Origin of the sequence: Pseudomonas sp. Sample_14 (genome assembly GCF_004307515.1) — a bacterium.
Lineage (GTDB): Bacteria > Pseudomonadota > Gammaproteobacteria > Pseudomonadales > Pseudomonadaceae > Aquipseudomonas > Aquipseudomonas atacamensis.
In genome coordinates, this window is the sequence record NZ_RCOC01000037.1 from 1 (window position 1) to 24,602 (window position 24,602).

At 60.5% G+C, this 24,602-nt stretch carries 27 protein-coding genes; 15 read left to right on the forward strand and 12 right to left on the reverse strand.

Annotated elements, in window-relative coordinates; all coding sequences use genetic code 11:
- Positions 1-106: 106 nt before the first annotated feature.
- Positions 107-1,669, reverse strand: coding sequence for a sigma-54-dependent transcriptional regulator (locus tag D8U61_RS07855; RefSeq protein WP_130899939.1), 1,563 nt, complete (start codon positions 1,667-1,669; stop codon positions 107-109).
- Between the two features lie 392 nt (positions 1,670-2,061).
- Between D8U61_RS07855 and phhA the strand changes: the two genes are divergently transcribed.
- The 6 genes from phhA (at position 2,062) to D8U61_RS07880 (ending at position 6,474) form a co-directional block, all read left to right on the forward strand.
- Complete coding sequence (gene phhA, locus D8U61_RS07860) at positions 2,062-2,853, forward strand: phenylalanine 4-monooxygenase (RefSeq protein ID WP_130926714.1); 792 nt, start codon at positions 2,062-2,064, stop codon at positions 2,851-2,853.
- A gap of 115 nt (positions 2,854-2,968) precedes the next feature.
- Complete coding sequence (locus D8U61_RS07865) at positions 2,969-3,325, forward strand: 4a-hydroxytetrahydrobiopterin dehydratase (protein ID WP_130926715.1); 357 nt, start codon at positions 2,969-2,971, stop codon at positions 3,323-3,325.
- Complete coding sequence (locus D8U61_RS07870; protein WP_130926716.1) at positions 3,325-4,518, forward strand: amino acid aminotransferase; 1,194 nt, start codon at positions 3,325-3,327, stop codon at positions 4,516-4,518. Before D8U61_RS07865 ends, D8U61_RS07870 begins: the two co-directional genes overlap by 1 nt.
- A 271-nt stretch (positions 4,519-4,789) precedes the next feature.
- A complete protein-coding gene (locus D8U61_RS28210; protein WP_016771117.1) occupies positions 4,790-4,921 on the forward strand; it encodes a hypothetical protein in 132 nt (43 codons plus the stop codon).
- Between the two features lie 70 nt (positions 4,922-4,991).
- Positions 4,992-5,174: a hypothetical protein gene (locus tag D8U61_RS07875; RefSeq protein WP_039761215.1), complete on the forward strand. Its 183-nt coding sequence runs from the start codon at positions 4,992-4,994 to the stop codon at positions 5,172-5,174.
- 112 nt (positions 5,175-5,286) lie between these two features.
- Positions 5,287-6,474, forward strand: coding sequence for an MFS transporter (locus D8U61_RS07880; RefSeq protein WP_122611737.1), 1,188 nt, complete (start codon positions 5,287-5,289; stop codon positions 6,472-6,474).
- On the opposite strand, the gene arfB is transcribed toward D8U61_RS07880, so the two are convergent.
- Entirely contained in the window at positions 6,471-6,884 is a 414-nt protein-coding gene (gene arfB / locus D8U61_RS07885) for an alternative ribosome rescue aminoacyl-tRNA hydrolase ArfB (protein WP_016771119.1), read from the reverse strand. The genes D8U61_RS07880 and arfB overlap by 4 nt on opposite strands.
- A gap of 224 nt (positions 6,885-7,108) precedes the next feature.
- Complete coding sequence (locus tag D8U61_RS07890) at positions 7,109-8,521, reverse strand: amino acid permease (RefSeq protein WP_071171407.1); 1,413 nt, start codon at positions 8,519-8,521, stop codon at positions 7,109-7,111.
- A gap of 892 nt (positions 8,522-9,413) precedes the next feature.
- Here D8U61_RS07890 and D8U61_RS27775 point away from each other — a divergent pair.
- Both D8U61_RS27775 and D8U61_RS07895 read left to right on the forward strand, forming a co-directional pair.
- Positions 9,414-9,551, forward strand: a complete 138-nt coding sequence (locus D8U61_RS27775) for a hypothetical protein (protein ID WP_003222780.1) — start codon at positions 9,414-9,416, stop codon at positions 9,549-9,551.
- A gap of 71 nt (positions 9,552-9,622) precedes the next feature.
- Complete coding sequence (locus D8U61_RS07895; protein WP_130926717.1) at positions 9,623-10,588, forward strand: leucyl aminopeptidase; 966 nt, start codon at positions 9,623-9,625, stop codon at positions 10,586-10,588.
- 250 nt (positions 10,589-10,838) lie between these two features.
- Here D8U61_RS07895 and rluB read toward each other — a convergent pair whose 3' ends face one another.
- The 6 genes from rluB to D8U61_RS07925 all read right to left on the reverse strand — a co-directional run bounded on the left by rluB (position 10,839) and on the right by D8U61_RS07925 (position 15,843).
- Positions 10,839-12,059: a 23S rRNA pseudouridine(2605) synthase RluB gene (gene rluB, locus D8U61_RS07900; RefSeq protein WP_073472826.1), complete on the reverse strand. Its 1,221-nt coding sequence runs from the start codon at positions 12,057-12,059 to the stop codon at positions 10,839-10,841.
- Positions 12,060-12,201: 142 nt separating this feature from the next.
- Positions 12,202-12,393, reverse strand: a complete 192-nt coding sequence (locus tag D8U61_RS07905) for a DUF1289 domain-containing protein (protein ID WP_016771121.1) — start codon at positions 12,391-12,393, stop codon at positions 12,202-12,204.
- Between the two features lie 144 nt (positions 12,394-12,537).
- On the reverse strand, positions 12,538-13,503 hold the full coding sequence (scpB, locus tag D8U61_RS07910) for an SMC-Scp complex subunit ScpB (RefSeq protein ID WP_130926718.1): 966 nt from the start codon (positions 13,501-13,503) through the stop codon (positions 12,538-12,540).
- A gap of 11 nt (positions 13,504-13,514) precedes the next feature.
- Positions 13,515-14,213: a ScpA family protein gene (locus tag D8U61_RS07915; RefSeq protein ID WP_177433319.1), complete on the reverse strand. Its 699-nt coding sequence runs from the start codon at positions 14,211-14,213 to the stop codon at positions 13,515-13,517.
- Between the two features lie 123 nt (positions 14,214-14,336).
- Positions 14,337-14,966, reverse strand: coding sequence for an L-threonylcarbamoyladenylate synthase (locus D8U61_RS07920; protein ID WP_016771124.1), 630 nt, complete (start codon positions 14,964-14,966; stop codon positions 14,337-14,339).
- Positions 14,967-14,979: 13 nt separating this feature from the next.
- Positions 14,980-15,843, reverse strand: coding sequence for a PHP domain-containing protein (locus D8U61_RS07925; RefSeq protein ID WP_016771125.1), 864 nt, complete (start codon positions 15,841-15,843; stop codon positions 14,980-14,982).
- 87 nt (positions 15,844-15,930) lie between these two features.
- On the opposite strand from D8U61_RS07925, the gene D8U61_RS07930 reads away from it, so the two are divergent.
- The 4 genes from D8U61_RS07930 (at position 15,931) to D8U61_RS07945 (ending at position 18,250) form a co-directional block, all read left to right on the forward strand.
- A complete protein-coding gene (locus D8U61_RS07930; protein ID WP_016771126.1) occupies positions 15,931-16,527 on the forward strand; it encodes a septation protein A in 597 nt (198 codons plus the stop codon).
- Between the two features lies 1 nt (position 16,528).
- Complete coding sequence (locus D8U61_RS07935) at positions 16,529-16,828, forward strand: YciI family protein (protein WP_016771127.1); 300 nt, start codon at positions 16,529-16,531, stop codon at positions 16,826-16,828.
- A 326-nt stretch (positions 16,829-17,154) separates the two neighbouring features.
- Positions 17,155-17,565, forward strand: a complete 411-nt coding sequence (locus tag D8U61_RS07940; RefSeq protein WP_130926720.1) for a translation initiation factor 2 — start codon at positions 17,155-17,157, stop codon at positions 17,563-17,565.
- A 7-nt stretch (positions 17,566-17,572) separates the two neighbouring features.
- Positions 17,573-18,250 (forward strand): response regulator transcription factor, encoded by a 678-nt coding sequence (locus tag D8U61_RS07945; protein ID WP_016771129.1) that lies wholly within the window; start codon positions 17,573-17,575, stop codon positions 18,248-18,250.
- 147 nt (positions 18,251-18,397) lie between these two features.
- On the opposite strand, the gene D8U61_RS07950 is transcribed toward D8U61_RS07945, so the two are convergent.
- Complete coding sequence (locus tag D8U61_RS07950) at positions 18,398-18,871, reverse strand: hypothetical protein (protein WP_073472834.1); 474 nt, start codon at positions 18,869-18,871, stop codon at positions 18,398-18,400.
- A 265-nt stretch (positions 18,872-19,136) separates the two neighbouring features.
- On the opposite strand from D8U61_RS07950, the gene D8U61_RS07955 reads away from it, so the two are divergent.
- Together D8U61_RS07955 and D8U61_RS07960 are read left to right on the forward strand one after the other, a co-directional pair.
- A complete protein-coding gene (locus tag D8U61_RS07955; protein WP_016771130.1) occupies positions 19,137-19,589 on the forward strand; it encodes a Spy/CpxP family protein refolding chaperone in 453 nt (150 codons plus the stop codon).
- A 176-nt stretch (positions 19,590-19,765) separates the two neighbouring features.
- Positions 19,766-21,106, forward strand: a complete 1,341-nt coding sequence (locus D8U61_RS07960; protein ID WP_130926721.1) for a HAMP domain-containing sensor histidine kinase — start codon at positions 19,766-19,768, stop codon at positions 21,104-21,106.
- 215 nt (positions 21,107-21,321) lie between these two features.
- On the opposite strand, the gene D8U61_RS07965 is transcribed toward D8U61_RS07960, so the two are convergent.
- Positions 21,322-21,888: a nitroreductase family protein gene (locus tag D8U61_RS07965; RefSeq protein ID WP_122505904.1), complete on the reverse strand. Its 567-nt coding sequence runs from the start codon at positions 21,886-21,888 to the stop codon at positions 21,322-21,324.
- A 121-nt stretch (positions 21,889-22,009) separates the two neighbouring features.
- On the opposite strand from D8U61_RS07965, the gene D8U61_RS07970 reads away from it, so the two are divergent.
- Positions 22,010-23,464, forward strand: coding sequence for a TrkH family potassium uptake protein (locus D8U61_RS07970; RefSeq protein ID WP_024012066.1), 1,455 nt, complete (start codon positions 22,010-22,012; stop codon positions 23,462-23,464).
- On the opposite strand, the gene D8U61_RS07975 is transcribed toward D8U61_RS07970, so the two are convergent.
- The gene (locus D8U61_RS07975) at positions 23,421-24,482 is read right to left on the reverse strand and encodes an AraC family transcriptional regulator (RefSeq protein WP_202947690.1); all 1,062 of its coding nucleotides are present in this window, start codon (positions 24,480-24,482) and stop codon (positions 23,421-23,423) included. The two genes, D8U61_RS07970 and D8U61_RS07975, sit on opposite strands and share 44 nt — an antisense overlap.
- Positions 24,483-24,602 lie beyond the last annotated feature (120 nt).

A 24,602-nucleotide genomic window follows, 5' to 3' on the forward strand; every position in this document is an offset into this window, starting at 1 on the left:
TGCCATATGACCCGAAACTTGCGCTTGCCCGGTGAGGCTCAAGACGGTATCTACAGGAAACCGCGTTCCAAATGTAGGAGCTGCCGAAGGCTGCGATCTTTTGATCTTAAGCTCCGCTGTCTTTCCCCACCTCATACTCACGCAGCTTGTTGGCAATGGTGGTGTGCGAAACACCGAGTCGCTTGCCCAACTGCCGACTGCTGGGATGCTCGGAATACAACCGCTCCAGCACCGCTTTCTCGAAACGCCCGACGATCTCGTCAAGATTTCCGTCGAGGGAGAAATCGCCAAGCGGCTGCCGCACGCCGTAATCCGGCAGGCGAATATGTTCGGCCTTGACCGTGCCGCCGTCGCACAGGGAAACCGCTTGGAACAGCACGTTCTCTAGCTGCCGCACGTTGCCCGGCCAGTGGTAATGGCTGAGGCGATCCATCGCCGCCGGGGCCAGTTTCGGCAGCGGACAGCCGATCTGCCGACTGGCCTGATCGAGAAAGTGTTCAACCAGCGGCGTCAGACCGTCGAGGCATTCGCGCAGTGGCGGGATGTGCAGCGACAGCACGTTCAAGCGGTGATAGAGATCCTGGCGAAACTCGCCGCGCGCGCACAATTCGGACAAGTCCACCTGCGTCGCGCAGATCACCCGCACGTCCAGATACACCTCTTCATCACTGCCGACGCGACGGAAGCAACCGTCCTGAAGAAAGCGCAGCAATTTGACCTGCAAGCGCGGGCTCATCTCGCCGACGCCATCGAGAAACAGCGTGCCGCCAGCGGTCAACTCCAGCAGGCCAAGCTTGCCCTCAGCGCGAGCGCCTTCGAAAGCGCCGGGGCCGTAGCCGAACAGTTCGGTCTCGGCCATCGACTCCGGCAACCCGGCGCAGTTGAGCGCCATCAACGGTGACTGTCCACGCGGGCTGGCGAGGTGACAGGCGCGCGCGAGCAGTTCCTTGCCGGTGCCGGTTTCGCCTTCTATTAATAGCGGTGCATCCAGCGGCGCCATGCGTCGCGCTTCGCGGACCACAGCGGCCATGACTTTCGAGCTCTGGAAGATACTGTCGAAGCCGCGCAGCTCCTGCTTGCGCACGTTGTAGATGCGCTCGCCGACCCGATCGGCGCGGTGCAGAGTCAATACGGCGCCGGCCATGGCCTCGCTGTCATCGTGCTCCGATTGCAGCGGCGCGATGTCAGCGAGAAAGATGTCGCCCTTGACCTTGACGCGCATGCCGTTGATCCGCGATTTGTTGGCGCGCACCAATTCCGGCAAATCGAAATCCTCGGCGTAGCGCGACAGCGGAATCCCCGGCACTTCATCGACGCGCACCCCGAGCAACTGCGCCGCCGCGCGGTTGGCCGCAACGATTGAGCCGCCCATGTCGATCGACAGCACCGGAAACTCCAGTGCGCCGAGCAGTGCGTTCAGTTCCATGTGCCGGCGTTCGCTGGGCATCAGCCCGACGCGCTTGACCCCAAACACCCCGCCGATCGCCTCGAACTTGGGGCGCAACGCCTGGAACTGGATGTTGATCAGGTTCGGGCAGTGCAGGTAGATCGCATTGCCATGCTCACCACCCACCTCGCCGCGTGCGACGTTGATCCCGTACGCCACCAGCAGATTGAGAATGTCGCGCAGGATGCCGATGCGGTTCTGGCAGTGGACTTTGATGCGCATAGAAAAAGGCCCGACAGGTTTGAAAGGTAAACACATGTCCTTGTGGGAGCGAGCCTGCTCGCGAAGGCGCCAGCACATCGAGTATCGATGTGTCAGACAGACCGCTTTCGCGAGCAGGCTCGCTCCCACAGGGTTTTGTGGCGCGCCGAGGCAGAGTTTTCTGTCGAGGCACGCAGATAGTTGTCAAGATTATGTGACAGCTCCTGCCCTTTTCAAACCCGCCAATCACCGTAAATGCGCATTACCCGACAATGCGTAACGATAACTTTACGAAACTCGACGAAATTTCCTACGCATGCGCGGCTCAACGTGCTGCGCAGCTTCGCGCTTTGGGGTATTCCTTTAGCCATCGCTGGACATAACAACAACGAATTTCCTAGCAGGAGAGCAGCATGAAGCAGACGCAATACGTGGCTCGCGAGCCCGATGCGCAAGGTTTTATCGACTACCCCGCCGAAGAACATGCGGTGTGGAACACGCTGATCACTCGCCAGTTGAAGGTGATCGAAGGTCGCGCGTGCCAGGAATACCTGGACGGTATCGAAAAACTCGGTCTGCCCCACGACCGCATCCCGCAACTGGCCGAGATCAATAAAGTCCTCGGCGAGACCACCGGCTGGCAAGTTGCCCGGGTGCCGGCGCTGATTCCTTTCCAGACCTTTTTCGAGTTGCTTGCCAGCAAGCAATTCCCCGTCGCCACCTTCATACGTACCCGCGAAGAACTCGACTACCTGCAAGAGCCGGACATCTTTCACGAGATCTTTGGTCATTGCCCGTTGCTGACCAACCCGTACTTCGCTGAATTCACCCACACCTACGGCAAGCTCGGCCTGCAAGCGACCAAGGAAGAGCGCGTGTATCTGGCGCGTTTGTACTGGATGACCATCGAATTCGGCCTGGTCGACACTCCGCACGGCAAGCGCATCTACGGTGGCGGAATTCTGTCCTCGCCGAAAGAAACCGTTTACTGCCTGTCGGACGAGCCTGAGCATCAGTTCTTCGATCCGCTGGAAGCCATGCGCACGCCGTATCGCATCGACATTCTGCAACCGTTGTACTTCGTCCTGCCCAATCTCAAGCGCCTGTTCGACGTGGCCCATGAAGACATCATGGCCATGGTTCGTCAGGGCATGCAGTTGGGCTTGCACGCGCCGAAATTTCCGCCGAAACCCAAAGCCGCCTGAACCGCGACTTTTGCTGACAATTGCGTCTGTCCGTCGCCGCCACTTTGCTTTAGCGTGGCGGCATTGACGGCACACGCGCTTTAATAAAAAACACACTCGTTTTCAGGAATCCACCATGTCGACTTTGAACCAAGCCCACTGCGAATCCTGCCGCGCCGATGCGCCACAAGTCAGCGATGAAGAACTGCCGATCCTGATCAAGCAGATCCCTGACTGGAACATCGAAGTACGCGACGGCATCATGCAGCTGGAGAAAGTTTTCCTGTTCAAGAACTTCAAGCACGCGCTGGCCTTCACCAATGCCGTGGGCGAGATCTCCGAGGCCGAAGGTCACCACCCGGGCCTGCTGACCGAGTGGGGCAAAGTCACCGTGACCTGGTGGAGCCATTCGATCAAAGGCCTGCACCGCAACGACTTCATCATGGCTGCGCGCACTGACGAAGTGGCGAAGACCGCAGAAGGACGCAAGTAATGCACTTCGACGCCATCGGCCGGGTCCCCGGCGACCCGATTCTCGGTTTGATGGAGGCTTATGCGCAGGATCCCAATCCGCGCAAGTTCGACCTTGGCGTTGGCGTCTACAAGGATGCCCAGGGCCTGACGCCGATCCCGGAAGCGGTGAAAATCGCCGAGGCACGACTGGTCGAAAGCCAGGACACCAAGACCTACATCGGTGGCCACGGCAATCCGCTGTTCGGCAAGGTCATCAACGAACTGGTGCTCGGTAGCGACTCGGCATTGATTGCCGAACAACGCGCCGGCGCCACCCAGACCCCGGGAGGCACCGGTGCCCTGCGTCTGGCGGCCGACTTCATCGCGCAATGCCTGCCGGGCAAAGGCGTGTGGTTGAGCAACCCGACCTGGCCGATCCACGAAACCATTTTCGCCGCCGCCAAGGTTAAGGTCAGCCACTACCCGTACGTCGGCAGTGACAACCGCCTCGACGTCGAAGCGATGCTCGCCGTGCTCAGGGAAGTGCCGAAGGGCGACGTGGTGCTGCTGCATGCGTGCTGCCACAACCCGACCGGTTTCGACCTGAGCCATGACGACTGGAAGCGCGTGCTTGAAGTGGTGCGCAGCCGCGATCTGCTGCCGCTGATCGATTTCGCTTATCAGGGTTTTGGCGATGGTATCGATCAGGACGCGTGGTCGACCCGGTTGTTCGCGGCGCAGGTGCCAGAGCTGCTGATCACCAGTTCCTGCTCGAAGAACTTCGGCCTGTATCGCGACCGTACCGGTGCGCTGATCGTCTGCGCGACCAGCGCCGACAAGCTCATCGACATCCGCAGCCAACTGGCCAACATCGCCCGCAATCTGTGGTCGACGCCGCCGGATCACGGCGCGGCGGTGGTCGCGACCATCCTCGCCGATCCAGAGCTGAAAGCGCGCTGGGCCGATGAAGTGGAAGCGATGCGCTTGCGTATCGCGCAGTTGCGCAGCGGTCTGGTCGAGGCGCTGGAACCGCATGGTCTACGCGAGCGTTTTGCCCACATCGGCGTGCAACGCGGGATGTTCTCCTACACCGGCCTGTCGCCGGAACAGGTTAAACACCTGCGCGAGCGGCACAGCGTGTACATGGTCAGCTCCGGCCGCGCGAATGTTGCCGGGATCGACGCCACCCGCCTCGCATTGCTTGCGGATGCCATCGCCGACGCCTGCAAATAATCCCCCCGCCCGACTGATCGTTCCCACGCTCTGCGTGGGAATGCAGCCCGGGACGCTCCGCGTCCCAACAGCGGACGCAGAGCGTCCATTGAGGCATTCCCACGCAGAGCGTGGGAACGATCAGCAAACCCAGCTCTTGCCTCCCCTGCGGCCATCTGTCGCATTAATTTGAATTAAAAGTCTGATTGTCATTTTTCCTGCTGTATCCTGCGCAGGCTTTGTAAAGCGCGGAGCACCTGATCTATCAACAGACTTAGCGAGGAGCGCAACCATGCACGAGATTCCCAATCTCCCCTTCCCAAGCCTGCACGTACCTGAGCAGACGACCCCGCAACACGCCGGCGCCGAAAAGCCCGAGCCGCAAGAAGCCGCTGACAGCCGCAAAGCCGACAGCGAAGAGTAAGACCCGCCGTACAGACCGTGTGGAAAGCGCTAACATGCGCTTTCCACACTGCCTGAAACCCGAGCCCGCCATGACCGATGAATTCTCCGAAAGCCAAGCTGCCGTGCTGATCGGCGCCACCGAGAAAATGATCGAGATCTGGAATCGCCTCTCACCCGAGAAACAGGCCGCCCTGCTCGAGCGTTTCGGCAGCGAAGAAAACGCCCTCGCCGCCCTCGTCACCACGCAACTGGTCGCCCCGGCGAAATCCTGAAAGCGCCACCCGGCAAATAGTTTTACTTTTCCCCGCCCTTGAGCGGTTCACGCCGGTATCATGAGCAGCCTATCTAATCTGCTGCTCCCGTGGATCGTTACCCATGTCGTCTATATCCGAGCCCCAGCGTCCGCTGACGGTTACGCTGCAAGTAGTCTCCATCGTCCTTTTCACCTTCATCGGTTACCTGAACATCGGCATCCCGCTGGCCGTGCTGCCGGGCTATGTCCACAGTGACCTGGGTTTCGGTGCGGTGATCGCCGGGCTGGTGATCAGCGTGCAATATCTCGCCACCCTGCTCAGCCGCCCGTACGCGGGCAAGATCATCGACAACCAGGGCAGCAAACGCGCGGTGATGATTGGCCTCGCTGGTTGCGGCTTGAGCGGTGTGTTCATGCTGATTTCCGCGTGGACGCCGAACCTGCCACTGCTGAGCCTGATCAGCCTGTTGATCGGCCGTCTGGTGTTGGGCAGTGCGGAAAGCCTGGTCGGCTCGGGCTCGATTGGCTGGGGCATCGGTCGCGTCGGCGCGGCGAATACAGCGAAAGTGATTTCCTGGAACGGCATCGCCAGTTACGGCGCCCTGGCGATCGGCGCGCCCTTCGGTGTCTGGCTGGTGAGCCGGCTGGGGCTGTGGAGCATGGGCGTGAGCATCATCCTCCTCGCTTTGCTCGGTCTGGCGCTGGCATGGCCAAAAACCGCTGCGCCGATAGTGGCCGGTGAACGTCTGCCGTTCATGCATGTGCTGGGCAAAGTCTTCCCCCACGGCTGCGGGCTCGCGCTGGGCTCGATCGGCTTCGGCACCATCGCCACTTTCATCACCCTGTATTACGCGACCCAGCACTGGGACAACGCCGTGCTGTGCCTGAGCCTGTTCGGCGCCAGTTTCATCGGCGCGCGGCTGCTGTTCGGCAATCTGATCAACCGCCTCGGCGGCTTCCGCGTAGCGATTGCCTGCCTGTCGGTGGAAACGTTGGGTTTGTTGCTGTTGTGGATTGCTCCGGATGCGCATTGGGCACTGGCCGGTGCGGCGCTGAGCGGTTTCGGCTTCTCGCTGGTGTTCCCGGCGCTGGGCGTGGAAGCAGTGAATCTGGTGCCGGCCTCGAGCCGTGGCGCGGCGGTCGGTGCCTATTCACTGTTCATTGATTTGTCGCTGGGGATCACCGGGCCGCTGGCCGGGGCGATTGCGGCGGGGTTCGGTTTTGCTTCGATCTTTCTGTTCGCAGCCTTCGCGGCGTTGAGCGGCCTTGGCTTGAGTGTCTATCTGTACAAGCACACGGCGAAGTATCGCGAGGTTTAGAAGTCCACCTTGCCGCGCCCGGCCTTGATGCTGCCGCGCTTGGTTTTCGACTCCAGCCGACGCTTCTTCGAACCGAGGGTCGGCTTGGTCGGGCGGCGTTTCTTTTCGACTTTGGTGGCGCTGAGAATCAGCTCGACCAGCCGCTCCAGCGCATCGGCGCGGTTGGCTTCCTGGGTGCGATATTGCTGCGCCTTGATGATCAGCACGCCGTCGCTGGTGATACGGCTGTCGCGCAGTGCCAGCAGGCGTTCCTTGTAGAACTCCGGCAACGACGAGTTGGGAATGTCGAAGCGCAAGTGCATGGCGCTGGAGACCTTGTTGACGTTCTGCCCTCCGGCGCCTTGCGCGCGGATGGCGGTCAATTCGATCTCGGCATCCGGCAGATGCACATTGTTGGAAATCACCAGCATGGAAAAGCGTCCGTAATCAGAGCGTGCAGGATAACCTGATTCACTCAACCTCTGTGGGAGCGAGCCTGCTCGCGAAGGCGGTGTGTCAGTCGATGCAGATGTTTCTGATGGACCGCTTTCGCGAGCAGGCTCGCTCCCACAGGGTTCGGTGTGATGCCAGATTTTTCCATTTCAAAACAACAAACCCGGCACTCTGGCCGGGTTTGTCGTTTCTGCCTGCGAGGTTATTTCGCTGTTGCAGCCACCACCGCCTGCACACTGCGCTTGTTCTTGATCAGGTAGCAGACCCACATGAACACCACCCACACCGGAATCGCGTACACCGAGATCTGAATCCCCGGGATCAGCAGCATCACGCCGAGGATGAACACCACGAACGCCAGGCAGACGAAGTTGCCGTACGGGTACCACAGCGCCTTGAACAGTGGCGTCTGTTTGGTCTGGTTCATGTGCTGGCGGAATTTGAAGTGCGAGTAGCTGATCATCGCCCAGTTGATCACCAGCGTCGCAACCACCAGCGACATCAGCAGTTCCAGCGCGTGCTGCGGGATCAGGTAGTTGAGCAGCACGGCAACCAGCGTCACTGCCGCCGACGCCAGAATCGAACGCACCGGCACGCCGCGCTTGTCGATCTTCGCCAGACCTTTCGGCGCATCGCCCTGCTCGGCCATGCCCAGCAGCATGCGGCTGTTGCAGTAGGTGCCGCTGTTGTATACCGACAGCGCGGCGGTCAGCACGACGAAGTTGAGGATGTGCGCGGCGGTGTTGCTGCCGAGCATCGAGAACACTTGTACGAACGGGCTGCCGCTGTAGGAATCGCCCGACGCATTGAGAGTTTCCAGCAGGCTATCCCAAGGAGTCAGCGACAGCAGGATCACCAGTGCGCCAATGTAGAAAATCAGGATGCGGTAGATCACCTGATTGATCGCTTTCGGGATCACGGTTTTCGGCTTGTCCGCTTCAGCGGCGGTGAAACCGAGCATTTCCAGACCGCCGAAGGAGAACATGATGATCGCCATGGCCATCACCAGACCGCTCACCCCGTTGGGAAAGAAACCGCCGTGGGACCACAGGTTGCTCACCGACGCCTGCGGGCCGCCGTGGCCGCTGACCAGCAGGTAGCTGCCCAGCGCGATCATGCCAACGATGGCCACAACCTTAATGATCGCAAACCAGAATTCGGCTTCACCGAAGACTTTGACGTTGGCCAGGTTGATCGCGTTGATCAGCACGAAGAATGCAGCAGCGGAGACCCAGGTCGGGATGTCCGGCGCCCAGTAATGGATGTACTTGCCAACCGCCGTCAGCTCGGACATGCCCACCAGAATGTACAGAATCCAGCAGTTCCAGCCCGAGAGGAAACCGGCGAAACCGCCCCAGTATTTGTGCGCGAAATGACTGAAGGAACCGGCCACCGGCTCTTCGACGATCATTTCGCCGAGCTGGCGCATGATCATGAAGGCGATGAAGCCGCAGATGGCGTAGCCGAGGATCATCGACGGCCCGGCGGATTTCAGGACCCCGGCAGAACCGAGGAACAATCCGGTACCGATCGCGCCACCGAGGGCGATCAGTTGAATATGGCGATTTTTCAGGCCGCGTTTAAGCTCGCCTGATTGCGAGGGTTGTCCACTCATGAAAAAGGTCTCACGCAAGGTTTGATGATGTTCAGTAGACGTTGCTGCAAGGTTGCGATTTCAGGCAGCCCCGATCAAACCCCAGCGCAGGCACCAGGAGTTCAGCTCATTTACAACGGTCATGCGTCACCTGTTTGTTTTTATCTGTGACGAAATCGAACCCGGCACGCTTGTGGCGCGGCGGAGTGAACAAGGCGGATAGCCTCGAGATTTTTGCGATTACGCAGAGGGTCACAGTTAAAACGCGGCGCATTGTACACCGCTAACCCCCTGCTGCCAGACCCGCCTGATCAGCGTGTCGGTTGCCGGGATTGCATGTGTCCGCCTCGACAGTCTCGAGCGGCTGCAAAATGTGAGTCAGGCCTTTGCAGGCCATCGACGGGGACGAGGAGAAAACCGTCCCACGGGGAGAAGTGGAAATCAGTCGCGGCGTACATTGCGCCTCCTTCTTGTTATTCGCCTGCACGACAGGCATGGGGCGCATAACACCCTGCCTGAAGGCTGGAAACAAGCGCGCCAGAGCCCTGCGTGGCGCACGCTCCGTCGGGTTACGGAAGCTTTTCCTTACAACGGAGGGCGAGACGGGAAATCACCGCGTTGGCGGGTCAATATCGTCAGGTTTTCTTTACAGCGCGTAACGAATATTTTCCGAATCAGAAATTTCTGTAGGACGTCTGCATATTGACGGTCGCTAGCTTGCTATCAATTTCACCAACCTAGTTTTTTGTTTTCAAATAAGAAAATCCATCCCGAAAAACAGAACAAAAAGTCTATTTAAAAATTAAATGGATAAATTTTTGCATTCACAAAAACGCTCAACTAGGTTCTTCACGTCTCACCGGCCACCTCGACCGGTCAGTCATAAACCGTGAAATTCTCTAGGAGATCGACCATGCAAGCACTGGAAAAAGACTTGGATACCGAACTGCAACTGGACGAATGGTTTGAAGCGCCAACCCATGAGGCCGCTGTGGAAATGATGCAAGCCGACGCGGTGGTTCCGTTCGGCACGGCGATGTGGCCTCTGTAAGACATCCCGGGCAGGCACGGTCCGGCCGGTCGTGCCTGCCGCTTCATTTCCCGGTCAGTCAGGGAGGATTCATGGACAAGCCCCGCGCCATCTCGCATTTCCTTTACTACCTCGAACATCACCCAGCCCTCGCCGGCCTCGACTCGGCGAAGGTCATGCTCGGCCATACTGCCGACTACGAAGCCCTGACCGGCGCCATTGCCGAACAGGCCGGTGAACATCCGCGCTTCCAGTTCAGCGCCCGGCGCCTGGACCTGGAAAGCACCGCAGCGCTGTCCGAAGCAATTGCCGATAGCGATCTGTACATTTTCTTCTACGACTCTTCCACCCTGCTCAACCCACGCCCCGACGGCCCGGAGTTCGTTCGTGCGCTGCAAGCGGTCATGGCGGAAAACTGGAAGAAGTCGCTGCTGTTCAAGGATTACGGCGACTACTTCTACGACACTTTCAGCATCACCCCGCAGCGCATCGCCGGGCTCAACAGTCACCTGATCCAGCGCATGTCCCAAGCGACCACGCTGAGTTTCAAGGACGACCACGGCTCATGGTTCGAAACGCCGATGAGCAGCATCAAGAAGTGGACCGACATCAATGGCGTCGGCAACTTCGACCTCGCCCCCGGCGAAATTGCCACCCACAGCGAAGCCATCAATGGCCATGTGAAATTCAAGGGCACCTTCCTCAGCACCATCCCCTTCGCGCGCAAGTACGGCGTGCTGGAATCGCCGCTGGAATTGTGGATCGAGAACTCGACCATCAGCCGCATCGCCACCGACGTGCCGGGGCTGGAACATGATTTCAACAAGTACCTGGATGCCAACCCGTCGAACCGGCGAATTGAGGAGTTGGGGATTGGCACAAACGAAGGCGTGAAGGATCTGTATGCGCGCAATGCCGGGTTCGAGGAGCGGCATTGTGGGCTGCATCTCGGACTGGGCGGTGGCGCCAAGGGTAGTCATCACCTGGACCTGATCTTTTCGGGTGGGGTGTTGGCGCTGGATGACAAACCAGTCTTCGACGGACGATTCGTGTTTTAAGCGACTGGCCCCTTCGCGAGCAGGCTCGCTCCCACAGGGGATTTATGTAAGCCGCAGATGATCGTTCCCACGCTCCGCGTGGGAATGCAGCCCGGGACGCTCCGCGTCCCTTCCAAAGCCGAACGCGGAGCGTCCGTTGAGGCATTCCCACGCAGAGCGTGGGAACGATCGCTGGGCGCCAGACGAAAAAAACGCCAACCCTAGGGTTGGCGTTTTTGCTTCAACTTGCAGCTAGTAACTCACAGCTGCCTTATTCCGGTTTCTTGCGTCCAAAACCCGGGCGCTGACCGGAACCAGCCGGTGCGCCGCGACGCTTGCCCGAGGGCTTGTCGCCGTCGACCAGTTTGATCCCCGGACGCTTCGGCGCCGGTTTGGCCGGGCGCTTGTTGCTGGTGTCGGCTGGACGATCCGCCACTGGCGTACCGCGACCGGCCGGTGCACGACCTTCGCCACGCTCAGTACGGCCATTAGCCGGACGCGGTGCGCGCTCGCCGTCACGGGCGACTGGCTTGCGACCTGGACGCTCGCCTTCGATCTGCGGCTCACGGCTCGGGCGCGGTGCGGTTGGTGCGCCAGCGGCTGGACGCAGGGTACGCACGCGCTCGGTCTTGGCCATCGGCCGCGACGATTTGCGCTGCATGCGTTCGAGCTTGTCCTTGCTCTTGGCGTTCAGCTGCGGCATTGCCACCGGGGTCAGGCCGACTTCGGCGCTGAGCACGTCGACTTCGTACTGGCTCATTTCGCGCCAGCGGCCCATCGGCAGGTCGGAGTTGAGGAACACCGGACCGAAACGCACACGCTTCAGACGGCTGACCACCAGACCCTGCGATTCCCACAGACGACGCACTTCACGGTTGCGCCCTTCCATGACCACGCAGTGGTACCAATGGTTGAAGCCTTCACCGCCCGGCGCCTGTTGAATGTCGGTGAAACGCGCCGGGCCGTCTTCCAGCACCACGCCGGCCTTGAGGCGTTCGATCATCTCGTCATCGACTTCACCGCGTACACGCACGGCGTACTCGCGGTCCATCTCGTAGGACGGGTGCATCAGACGGTTGGCCAGCTCACCGTCAGTGGTGAACATCAGCAGACCGGTGGTGTTGATGTCGAGACGGCCGATGTTGATCCAGCGGCCTTCTTTCGGACGCGGCAGCTTGTCGAACACGGTCGGACGGCCTTCCGGGTCGTCACGGGTGCAGATTTCGCCGTCGGGCTTGTTGTACATGATCACGCGGCGCACCGATTCGGCGGCCTCTTCGCGTTTGATCACCTTGCCATCGATGGTAATGGCGTCATGCATGTCGACGCGCAGTCCGAGGGTGGCGTCTTTGCCATTGACCTTGATCCGGCCCTGGCTGATCCAGGATTCCACGTCACGGCGCGAGCCGACGCCGATACGGGCGAGGACCTTCTGCAGCTTTTCGCCTGCTGGGCCGATTTCCTGGTCGTCTTTCTGATTGATGTCACTCATCTGGGCACCTCCCGGTGTGGTCTGTTCAGGCGGCGCCTGAAGTATTGAAAACTGGGTCCAGGCCGAAGGGATCGGCGAAGGGTCGCGAATCATACGCGGATGTGCGCCATCGCGCATCAGAGACTAGCTGATCGATTGCCGGTTATTTCTTTTTCCGCCGACCGGCACCACCGAGTTTGATCAGGCGCAGCGCGGCTTCGGCCAGCACGGTACGCTTGTCGTCCTTGTCGAGTTTCTTCCAGGCCTTGATCTCGCGCTTGCTGCGACCGCAACCCAAGCAGATGTCGTCGGAGAATTTGCAGAGGCTGATGCAGGGGTCTTTGGTTGAGCTCATCGCAATCTCCAGAACGACATTTCACCCTGTGGGAGCGAGCCTGCTCGCGAAGGCGCAGTGTCATTCAGTATTGATGTATCTGACACACCGCCTTCGCGAGCAGGCTCGCTCCCACAAGGGTCTTCACTGGTTTCTCAATAGGCGTCAGTCTTCGAACTCGCGCCGTTCGGCTTCAATCGCCTCAGCCAGTGCGCGGGCTTCGGCTTCTTCTTCGCTGAGTTCCGGTTCCGGCTGTTCGAGGGCGGCGACAGCGGCCAGGAGCTTCTCGCGGGCTTCGGCGACACCGAGAATGTCTTCTTCCGGTTCGGCGTCAGGCGCCGCTTCAAGTTCAACTTCAGCTTCAACAACCGGCTCGATGATCTCAGGCTCGGGCACCGGCGCTTCGCCATCCACCGCATCGCGCAGCAAATCGTCGAAATCGGTTTTGATGCCCTCTTCCATGCTGTCCAGCTCCAGCAGCAGGGAATGGAAACTGGTTTCTTCCTTCTCCTCCTCCGGCTCCGCGCTGGCGTCGGCCAGTTCCTGCAGACTCTGCGGCACCGGCGCGTCGTCGAAGTCGAGCACCGGTTCGGCTTCCATCTCGCGCAGTTCGGCCAGCGGCGGCAGGTCTTCGAGGTTTTTCAGGTTGAAGTGGTCGAGAAACGCCTTGGTCGTGGCGAACATCGCCGGTTTGCCCGGCACGTCGCGATAACCGACGACGCGGATCCACTCACGCTCGAGCAAGGTCTTGACGATGTTGCTGTTGACCGCCACGCCACGCACGTCTTCGATTTCGCCCCGGGTGATCGGCTGGCGATAGGCGATCAACGCGATGGTTTCCAGCAAGGCGCGGGAATAGCGCTGCGGGCGCTCTTCCCAGAGACGGCCGACCCACGGCGAGAACTTCTCGCGGATCTGCAAGCGATAGCCCGACGAGACTTCCTTGAGCTCGAAGGCACGGCCCTCGCAGGATTTGCCGAGCAGGGTCAGGGCTTTCTTGAAGACCGCCGGCTCCGGCCGCTCGCCTTCTTCGAACAGTTCAAACAGGCGCTCAAGGGATTGCGGCTTTCCCGAGGCCAACAGAAAGGCTTCAAGCAGGGACGCCAGCTCGCGGGGTTCAGTCAGGTTCATACAGGGACTCGTTATTCGGCTCGGGCTCGCACGTGGATCGCGGCGAACGGCTCATTCTGCACCAGCTCGACCAAGGATTCCTTGACCAGTTCAAGGATCGCCATAAAAGTCACCACCACACCCAGGCGACCTTCTTCAGCGGTGAACAGCTCGACAAACGGCACAAAACCGCCGCCCTTGAGCCGTTCCAGCACATCACTCATGCGCTCGCGGGTGGACAGCGCTTCACGGCTGACCTGGTGGCTTTCGAACATGTCGCCACGGCGCAGAACTTCGGCCATGCACATCAGAATCTCTTCCAGCGCGACGTCGGGCAACAGCTTGCGCGCCCGCGCTTCCGGGGCGTCGAGCTTGGGCAAGATCACATCCCGGCCGACCCGGCTCAGACCGTCGATGCCTTCAGCGGCAGCCTTGAAGCGCTCGTATTCCTGCAAGCGGCGGATCAGTTCAGCGCGCGGGTCGTCTTCTTCATCTTCAACGGTTTCGGCGCGCGGCAGAAGCATGCGCGATTTGATCTCGGCAAGCATCGCCGCCATCACCAGATATTCGGCGGCCAGCTCCAGACGCACCGACTGCATCAACTCGACGTAGCCCATGTACTGGCGGGTGATTTCCGCCACGGGGATGTCGAGGATATTGATGTTCTGTTTGCGGATCAGATACAGCAGCAGGTCGAGCGGGCCTTCGAAGGCTTCAAGAAAGACTTCCAGCGCATCCGGCGGGATGTACAAGTCCAGCGGCATTTCCATGACCGCCTGGCCATAGACCATCGCGAACGGCAGTTCCTGCTGGGCGCCGGCCTGGGGATCGACCACGGTTTCCACTGCGGACATTCAGGCCTCGACCATGAACGGCGTCGGATCGCCGCAACCGACGCGGACCACTTCCGGGTCGTCGCCGGTCAGGTCAATCACCGTTGAGGCCTTGATGCCGCCAAAACCGCCGTCGATGATCAGATCGACCTGATGCTCAAGCAACTGGCGCATTTCGTAGGGATCGCTGAGCGGGTCTTCATCGCCGGGCATGATCAGCGTCACGCTCATCAGCGGCTCGCCGAGTTCGGCCAGCAGCGCCAGCGCGATCGGATGGCTTGGCACGCGCAGGCCGATGGTGCGTTTTTTCGGATGCAGCAACAGGCGCGGCACTTCGCGGGTGGCGTTGAGAATAAAGGTGTAAGGGCCGGGTAGATGCGCCTTGAGAATGCGGAAGGTGCCGGTGTCGATCTTGGCGTAATTGCCCAGTTGCGACAGGTCGCTGCAGATCAGCGCGAAGTTGTGCTTTTCATCGAGCTGACGCAGACGTCGCACACGCTCGATGGCGGTCTTGTCGCCAATCTGGCAACCAATGGCGTAGGACGAGTCCGTGGGATAAATCACCACCCCGCCCTTGCGGATGATCTCGACCGCCTGTTTGATCAGGCGCGCTTGCGGGTTTTCCGGATGTATCTGGAAAAATTGACTCACATTCTCTACCTGTTCAGACGGCGGCAATATCTGTGTCATGTTTGAACCGACACCACAGGGGTGGAAGGTCCTCGGGAACCGGCCGGTACTGGCCGATCTCGGACCAGCCGCCAGGGCCATGGAAGTCACTGCCGGCGCTGACCAGCAGACCGAACTCACGGGCAAGGATCGCCAGGCTGCCCACCTGTTCTGCGGGCTGATGGCCATTGACCACCTCGATAGCATGCCCGCCTGCTTGAATATAGTCGGCAATCAGCTTTCGGCGCTTGCTACGGGTGAAATCGTAGTGCCATGGATGCGCCAGGCTGACCCAGGCACCGGCGGCGCGCAGGGTGGCGACGGTGTCTTCCAGGGTCGGCCAGTGCAGCTTGACGTCGCCGAGCTTGCCGGCGCCGAGCCATTTGCGAAACGCCTCGGCGCGATCCTTTACATAACCTTCACGCACCATCCAGTCAGCGAAATGCGGCCGGGCCGGCGCGTTGCCGCTGTCGCCCAGCTCCTGCTGGATCTGCCGGGCGCCGTCGAGGGCACCGGGCATCCCCTTGAGGGCGAGCTTGCGGCTTATTTCTTCCGACCGCAGCCAGCGGCCATCGTGCAATTTGGCGATCGCTTCGACCAACGGCGCAGCGTTGACGTCGAAACCGTAGCCCAATACGTGAATGGTCGCCCCGCCCCAGGTGCAGGACAATTCGACGCCATTGACCAGTTGCATGCCCAACTCGGTGGCAGCAGTACGCGCCTCGGCGAGCCCCTCAAGGGTGTCGTGGTCGGTCAACGCCAGGACTCGCACGCCGTTTTCGAACGCTCGCGCAACCAGAACCGCAGGCGCCAGGGCGCCGTCGGAGGCCGTGCTGTGGCAGTGCAAATCAACATTCACGGGGAGTTGTAACCTCAAATCAGCTGGCGCTATCGCGCGCCCATATGTTTGTTATTATGCCGCCACATCCAGCTTCTGGCTCTCACTGTGAAACAATTCATCGATTTCATCCCGCTTTTGCTGTTCTTCATCGTTTACAAACTTGATCCACGGGTCGTCGACATTGCCGGCCAGCAAGTGACCGTAGGCGGTATCTACAGCGCCACGGCGATGCTGATCATCAGTTCGCTGGTGGTGTACGGCGCGCTGTTCATCAAGCAGCGCAAGCTGGAAAAGAGCCAGTGGCTGACGCTGATCGCCTGCCTGGTATTCGGCAGCCTGACGCTGGCATTCCACAGCGAAACCTTCCTGAAATGGAAAGCGCCGGTGGTCAATTGGTTGTTCGCTGCGGCGTTCATCGGTAGCCATTTCATCGGCGATCGCCTGCTGATCAAACGCATCATGGGCCACGCGCTGACCTTGCCAGACCCGGTCTGGACGCGCCTGAACATCGCCTGGATCGGCTTCTTCCTGTTCTGCGGCGCGGCCAACCTGTTCGTCGCCTTCACCTTCCAGAGCATCTGGGTCGACTTCAAGGTGTTCGGCAGCCTGGGCATGACCGTGCTGTTCCTGGTCGCACAGGGCGTTTACCTGTCGCGCCATCTGCATGACACCGATACCACAACGCCTAAAACCGAGGACTGACATGCTCTACGCCATCATTGCCACCGACGTTGCCAACTCGCTGGAAGCTCGCCTGTCCGCGCGCCCGGCGCATCTGGAACGCCTGCAAGCGCTCAAGGGCGAAGGCCGCATCGTGCTGGCCGGCCCGCACCCGGCCGTCGACAGCAATGATCCGGGCGCAGCGGGTTTCACCGGCAGCCTGATCGTCGCCGAGTTCGACTCCCTCAGCGCCGCTCAGGCTTGGGCCGATGCCGATCCGTACATCGCCGCCGGCGTCTACGCCAATGTGATCGTTAAACCGTTCAAGCAAGTCCTGCCTTAATCCCGCTATTGAAATGCCGAAGGGATTCATGTGGCGAGGGGATTCATCCCCGCTGGGTGGCGAAGCCGCCCCAAAACCCATCCAACGCGGTGTGCCTGACACACCGCATGCTCCCATTTCAGGACTGCTACGCAGCCCAACGGGGCGGTGCGACGTTTCGCTAAACCCCTCGCCACAGAATATTCATCAGCCACAAATTATTTGTCAGCCACCAACATCACCTCCTGCGCACTGAACCTTCTTGCTTCTCACCCATCTCAATCGCTCATTATTCTCGTTTGCCTGCCGACAACCTGCCCAATATCCATTTGGAAACAGGTGTCGCGATGCGCAAGGGTCCGTTGTGTCTGATGTTGCTCACGTTGTCGATCATGGCCTCCGCCCATGGTGAGGAAACCACCGAAAGCGGCAGCTCCACACCATTGTCATTGAGCGCCGGCAGCCAGATCACCGAGCTGCAACAGCGGCTCAAGGCCAGTGAGCAGCAGCGCGAAGAACTGAACAAACAACTGCAAAATGCCGACAACACTCGCGAAAGCGCCCAGCTCGCCCGGCTGCGCCAGGAGAACCAGCGTCTGAAGCTGCAACTCAAGGAAGCCCAGGCCAGCCCGCTGCCGCGTTTGCTGACCGATCAACAGCAGTGGTTCGTCACTGGCGCCGGGGTAGCGCTATTGGCGCTGCTCTGCGGTATCTTTGCCAGTGGTGCAAGCCGAAAACGTCGGCAATGGCTAAATTGAGTGAGTCATGAGCGAGCTGTTACTGATTGATGATGACCAGGAGTTGTGCGAACTCCTGAGTAGCTGGTTGAGCCAGGAAGGCTTCCAGGTGCGCGCCTGCCACGACGGCCAGAGCGCCCGCAAGGCGTTGGCCGAAACCGCCCCGGCGGCGGTAGTGCTGGACGTGATGCTGCCCGACGGCAGCGGTCTGGAACTGCTCAAGCAATTGCGCAACGACCACGCCGACCTGCCGGTGCTGATGCTGTCAGCGCGTGGCGAACCGCTGGACCGCATCCTCGGCCTCGAACTGGGCGCCGACGATTACCTGGCCAAACCCTGCGACCCCCGCGAACTGACCGCGCGCCTGCGCGCCGTGTTGCGCCGCAGCCACCCGGCCGCCGTATCGACGCAACTTGAGCTGGGTGATCTGAGTTTCAGCCCGGTGCGCGGCGTAGTCAGCATCGACGAAAAAGAACTGACCCTGACCGTCTCCGAAAGCCGCCTGCTCGAAGCCCTGCTCAAGCAGCCCGGCGAGCCGCTGGACAAACAGGAACTGGCGCAACTGGCCCTCGGCCGCAAGCTGACCCTGTACGACCGCAGCCTCGACATGCACGTCAGCAATCTGCGCAAAAAAATCGGCCCCCACCCCGACGGCCGCCCACGCATCGTCGCGCTGCGTAGCCGTGGTTACTACTACAGCTTATAAGACCTGCGCCGTGTAGGAGTGAGCCTACTCGCGATGGCGGTGTGTCAGTCAACACACTCTTGTGCCATCGCGAGCAGCCTCACTCCAGAGGGGATCTGATCTTTTCCACGCTCTATGGGAATGCAGCCATCGGTGGCTTTGCAGTGGTTAATCGGGCATCGAACGAATAATGTCGGCCAAATCGTCCTTGGTTATCTCGTTGGCCTTAATGGCAGCGGCAATGTCTTTTTTGGAAAGTGGGAAACGCTTGAATATTTCTTGCAAAGTATTCGCATCAACATTTGCCAGCCAGAGCGGATCAATGAAAGAACCGCCGTACTCAGGCTTCATCGGTACTTCTTCGTGGGCAATCGTACCCTTATGATTGAGATACACCACATAACGATCATGCCCTTCAGGAAAGCTTTTATCGTGATATAGCGTAGTACCCTGCGGCAGCACGTAGTAATTTTCGTCGCCGTTTGGACCCTCGATCAGCAACGGTTCTTTAGTTTTGATCATCTTCATATCGTGCCCCTGCGAACCATGATCAAAAATCAGGAATGCCAAAAAAATCGCATTGACCGATAAAGCTGCCATCAGCCATGGGCCGAGTTGCCTGGTAAACGTTTTATTAGTCATAAGGAAGCTCGGTATTCGCTTTGTTAAGGCACGCAGCCGTTGTTCTTTCGCTGAGCGACAATGTCGTCTAAATGAGTGATCACAGCCTCGGCCCGTGCATTATCCAAAAGATCGCAGCCTTCAGCACCTCCTGCACTGGATATGTGTAAGGCCGGGCACGAAGCGTCTTTACCGAAGCTTTACGCTGCGCTGACCGCCGCTGACCTTGATCTGCGTAATCTGCACTCATCCGGAACGTACCGGGAACGAGACAAGGAGATACACCATGCGCAAGACTCTTATCGCTCTGATGTTCGCTGCCGCTCTGCCAACCGTGGCCATGGCCATGCCGCAGGATGGCGGTCCGCTGGGTGGTCCGCTGGATGGCCCGCGCCACGGCGGTCAGATGCACGGCGGCATGCACGGCAAAGGCCCGTACAGCGAGCTCGACCTGACCCGCGAACAGCGCGAGCAGATTCGCAAGATCATGGGCGAGCAGATGCACGAGCGTAAGCAGGTGGTCGACAAGTACCTGGAGAAACTCTCGCCGGCCGACCAGAAAGCCATGAAGGACGAGATCGCGGCCAACCACAAGAAAGCCGAGTCCGATGTCCGTGCACTGCTTAAGCCCGAGCAACAGAAGCAGTTCGACGAAATCCAGAAGAAACGCGCCGAACGCCGCGCCGAATGGGCCGAGTTCAAGGCCTGGAAAGCGCAGCAGGCACAAAAGGCGCAATAATGGCTTGACCCTGGGCCCGACGACTCACCTCGTCGGGCCTGTTCCATTCAAATCGAATGTGGGAGCGAGCCTGCTCGCGAAGGCGGTGTATCAGCCAGCGATGGTTTGACTGACACTGCGTCTTCGCGAGCAGGCTCGCTCCCATATTTGAACGGTGTGATTTTCGAGGAGTTTCTGTGCGTTCACTGTTCTGGCGGATTCTTGCGAGCTTCTGGCTGGCCATCGCTCTGGTAGCCGGGCTGTCGATTCTGCTCGGGCACATGCTCAATCAGGACGCGTGGATTCTCAGCCGCCATCCCGGCCTCAACACACTGGCCGCAGAATGGACGCAGACTTACGAAACCCAAGGCGAGGAAGCCGCCCAGGACATCCTCGAACAACGCAAACGCCAGTATCACATCGACGTTCAGGTGCTCAACGAAACCGGCGATCCGGTGGTGCGTGGCACCTTCCCGCGCCGCGCCGCAGCATTCGAAGCGCGGCAGAACAACGATGACCGCCGCCTGCCATGGCGGCGTCTGACCGACGAGATCACCAGTGAAAAAACCGGTGATACCTACCTGTTCATCTACCGCATCCCGCACCCGGAACTCGACGCCTGGCACCGCGAAAGCCTGCTCTGGCCGCTGAGTGCGCTGGGCATCGCGCTGGTGGTGCTGACCCTGTTCAGTTTGCTCGTGACTTTCTCTATCACCCGCCCACTGAGTCGCTTGCGCGGCGCGGTGCATGATCTGGGGCAGACGACTTATCAACAGAACAGTTTGGCGAAACTGGCCAACCGCCGCGACGAATTCGGCGTGCTGGCCACTGATTTCAACCGCATGGGTGCGCGCTTGCAAAGCCTGATCGGCAGTCAGCGCCAGTTGCTGCGCGATGTCTCCCATGAACTGCGCTCACCACTGGCGCGCCTGCGCATCGCGTTGGCTTTGGCCGAGCGCGCCAACCCTGAAGAGCGCGAAAAACTGTGGCCACGCCTGACCCGCGAATGCGATCGGCTGGAGGCGTTGATCAGTGAAATTCTGGTGCTGGCGCGAGTCGATGCCGACAACGCCAGCGCTGAAGAAGTGGACCTGAATGCGTTGCTCGCCACGCTGCAAAAGGATGCGCAGCTCAGCTCCCCCGAGCAGCCCGTGCGCCTGCAAGCCGAGCCGCAGTTGAATCTCAAAGGCTGGCCAACGATGATCGAGCGCGCCGTGGACAATCTGCTACGCAACGCCCAGCGCTTCAACCCGAGCGATCAGCCGATCGACTTGCAGGCAGCGCGGCAGGGTGAGCGGATTGTCATCAGCGTGCGCGACCACGGGCCGGGGGTGCAGACCGAACATCTGAGTCAGTTGGGCGAGCCGTTCTACCGGGCGCCGGGGCAGACCGCTGCCGGGCATGGCCTGGGGCTGGCGATTGCCAAACGCGCGGCGGAACGGCATGGCGGCACGCTGACGCTGGCCAATCATCCGCAGGGCGGCTTTGTGGCGAGTCTGGAATTGCCGTTGGTACCGGGAGTCGTGGTCCAGCCCTGAAAAAGCCCCTCACCCCAACCCTCTCCCGGAGGGAGAGGGGGCCGACCGAGTTGTCTGCCGTTGTGCATCGACCTTATGGATTCGCAGAAACTAGACGTCCGGTATCCCGACGCTGGATTCAGCGAAGGACGCTCAGGTCGGTGTAATTCCAAAGCATCCCCCCAATCAGTCCCCTCTCCCTCTGGGAGAGGGTTAGGGTGAGGGGCTTTTGATCTTCAGGCCTTACCGGGCCAGGCGCTGACGAACTCAGCCAGATCAACCTTCTCCGCCACGCGCGGCTCTTTCTGCGGCGTGCCGAGATAGAGAAACGCGATCACCTCCTCGCCTTCCACCAGCCCCAAGCCTTCGGCCACATGCTTTGAGTACGCCAGATCCCCGGTGCGCCACACTGCGCCAATCCCCTGCGCATACGCCGCCAGCAGAATCCCGTGGGCAGCACAGCCGGCCGTGAGCAGTTGCTCGGCCTTCGGGTATTTCACGTGTTCCTGCAATTTCGCGATGACCACAACCACCAGCGGCGCGCGCAGTGGGCCGTTGCGGGCCTTGTCGATCATCGCTTCGGTGACTTCGCCGCTCTGCTGGCGGGCCGCCTCGGCCAGCAACTCGCCCATTTGCTCACGCGCTGCGCCTTCGACGGTCAAAAAGCGGTACGGCTGCAAGTGCCCGTGATCCGGGGCACGCAAGGCCGCGGCGAACAGGGCTTCGCGCTGCTCGGCAGTGGGGGCCGGTTCGACCAGTCGGGGAACGGAAACACGGTTGAGCAACGCGTCGAGAGCCTGCATCGGCCACCTCCTTTGAAAAATGTGCGGCTATTCTAGCTTCATCTGCGCAGCGCCTGCCGGTTTACATGCCTTGCCCCACAGGTAGAATGGCGCCCTTCTCCCATCAGCCCGAGCGGATTTCATGGCGTTGCCGACCTTACGGATCATTGGTTTTATCATCGGCATCTTCCTGATCACCCTGGCTGTGGCCATGGTCGTGCCGATGGCCACGCTGGTGATTTTCGAGCGCACCAGCGACCTGCCGTCGTTCCTCTGGGCGAGCATGATCACCTTTGTCGCCGGCCTCGCCCTGGTGATACCCGGCAGACCGGAACACATTCACCTGCGCCCGCGCGACATGTACCTGCTGACGGTCAGCAGCTGGCTGGTGGTGTGCATTTTCGCCGCGCTGCCGTTTCTGCTGACCCAGCACATCAGCTACACCGACTCGTTCTTCGAAAGCATGTCCGGCATCACCGCCACCGGTTCCACCGTGCTCAACGGCCTGGACAACATGTCGCCGGGGATTCTGATGTGGCGGTCGCTGCTGCACTGGATCGGCGGCATCGGCTTCATCGGCATGGCGGTGGCGATTCTGCCGCTGCTGCGCATCGGTGGCATGCGCCTGTTCCAGACCGAATCCTCGGACCGCTCGGAAAAGGTCATGCCGCGCTCGCACATGGTGGCGCGGCTGATCGTGGCGGCCTACGTCGGCATCACCATTCTCGGCAGCCTGGCGTTCTGGTGGGCCGGGATGAGCCCGTTCGATGCGATCAACCACGCGATGTCGGCGATTTCCACCGGTGGCTTCTCGACCTCCGACCAGTCGCTGGCCAAGTGGACGCAACCGGCAGTTCATTGGGTGGCGATTGTCATCATGATCCTCGGCAGCCTGCCGTTCACCCTCTACGTGGCGACGCTGCGCGGCAACCGCCGTGCGTTGATCAGGGATCAACAGGTGCAGGGTTTGCTGGCGATGTTGCTGGTGACCTGGCTGGTGCTCGGCACCTGGTACTGGTGGACCACCAAGCTGCATTGGCTGGAAGCGCTGCGGCATGTGGCGCTGAACGTGACCTCGGTAGTCACTACCACCGGTTTCGCCCTCGGCGACTACAGCCTGTGGGGCAACTTCTCGCTGATGCTGTTTTTCTACCTGGGTTTTGTCGGCGGTTGCTCAGGTTCGACGGCGGGCGGGATCAAGATTTTCCGTTTCCAGGTCGCCTATATCCTGCTCAAGGCCAACCTCAATCAGCTGATCCACCCGCGCGCGGTGATCAAGCAGAAGTACAACGGTCACCGCCTCGACGAAGAAATTGTCCGTTCGATCCTGACCTTCTCGTTCTTCTTCGCCATCACCATCTGCGTAATCGCCCTGCTGCTGTCGCTGCTCGGGGTCGACTGGATGACCGCGCTGACCGGCGCCGCCAGCACCGTGTCCGGCGTCGGCCCGGGTCTGGGCGAAACCATCGGCCCGGCCGGCAACTTCGCCACCCTGCCGGATGCGGCGAAGTGGATTCTGTCGTTCGGCATGCTGCTCGGCCGACTGGAGATCATTACGGTGTTTGTGCTGTGTATTCCGGCGTTCTGGCGTCATTGACCGCGTCCGGCACCTGCGTCAGGCGCAAGCGGTACTCGCCGGGCGTGGTGTCGAACCAGCGGCGAAACGCGCGAAAGAAGTTGCTCGGGTCGGCAAAGCCCAACAGGTAAGCGATTTCCAGCAAGGTCATGCTCGGTTGCGCCAGATATTGCTCGGCCAGCTCGCGCCGGGTGTCGTCGAGCAACTGCTGAAAACTGGTGCCCTCCTCCTGCAAGCGCCGCTGCAAAGTGCGCTGCGACAGGTGCAGCGTCTGCGCCACGGTGTCACGCTTGGGCTCGCCCTGGGGCAATAAACGACACAGCACCTGCCGTGCCCGGTGCGTCACGCGACTTTCGGAAAACCGCGCCAGATATTCCCCGGCAAAGCGATCATGCAACAGCGCCATGGCTTCGTTGGCGGTCGGCAGCGGCGCCTCCATATCGGCACGTTCGAAGATCAACGCATCGTAAGGCGCGTTGAACACCAGCGGCGCGTGAAAGGCTTCTTTATAGGGTTGCAGGTTTGTCGGCTGATCGCCCTGAACCAACACTTTGACCGGGTGCAGCGGGCGCCCGGTCAGCCAGCCGCACAGCGCCAGTGCGCAAGCCAGTGACGCTTCGGCGCTCTGCCGGGTCGGCGGCAGGTGATCGCCGTGCACGGTGAGAATCAGCGCGTAACCTTCATCGAGCAAGCGAAAGCTCAAGTCGGCGCTTTCGGCAATGATGCGTTGATAGCGCACCAGACGCTGGAAGCCTTCAGCCAGGGTATTGCTCGACATCAGCGCATAGCCGGCGACATGAAATGAGGCCGGGCGCACCACTTTGCCCATGTTCAGGCCGATCGCCGGGTTGCCGGAAACCTCGACCGCGCGCTGCCAGAGCCGGGTCATGGAGTCTTGCGGGAAGCGTGCATCCGGATCTTCAAGGGCGCTGAAATCCAGCCCCAGCTGCCTGAACAGTACCCGGCAATCCAGGCCGTCCATCTCCAGTGCTTTGACAATCCCCATCGCCCAGCTTGCAGAAGTCGTTCGTTCGCTCATGGTTGTTATTCTTTTACATGACGGGCTGCAGATAACCGCCCTATTTGCGAAGGATACTAAAGTGGCGCCGATTGTCACTGGCCCACGCCAATGATCACTCTAGACTCAAATAAGCTGCCC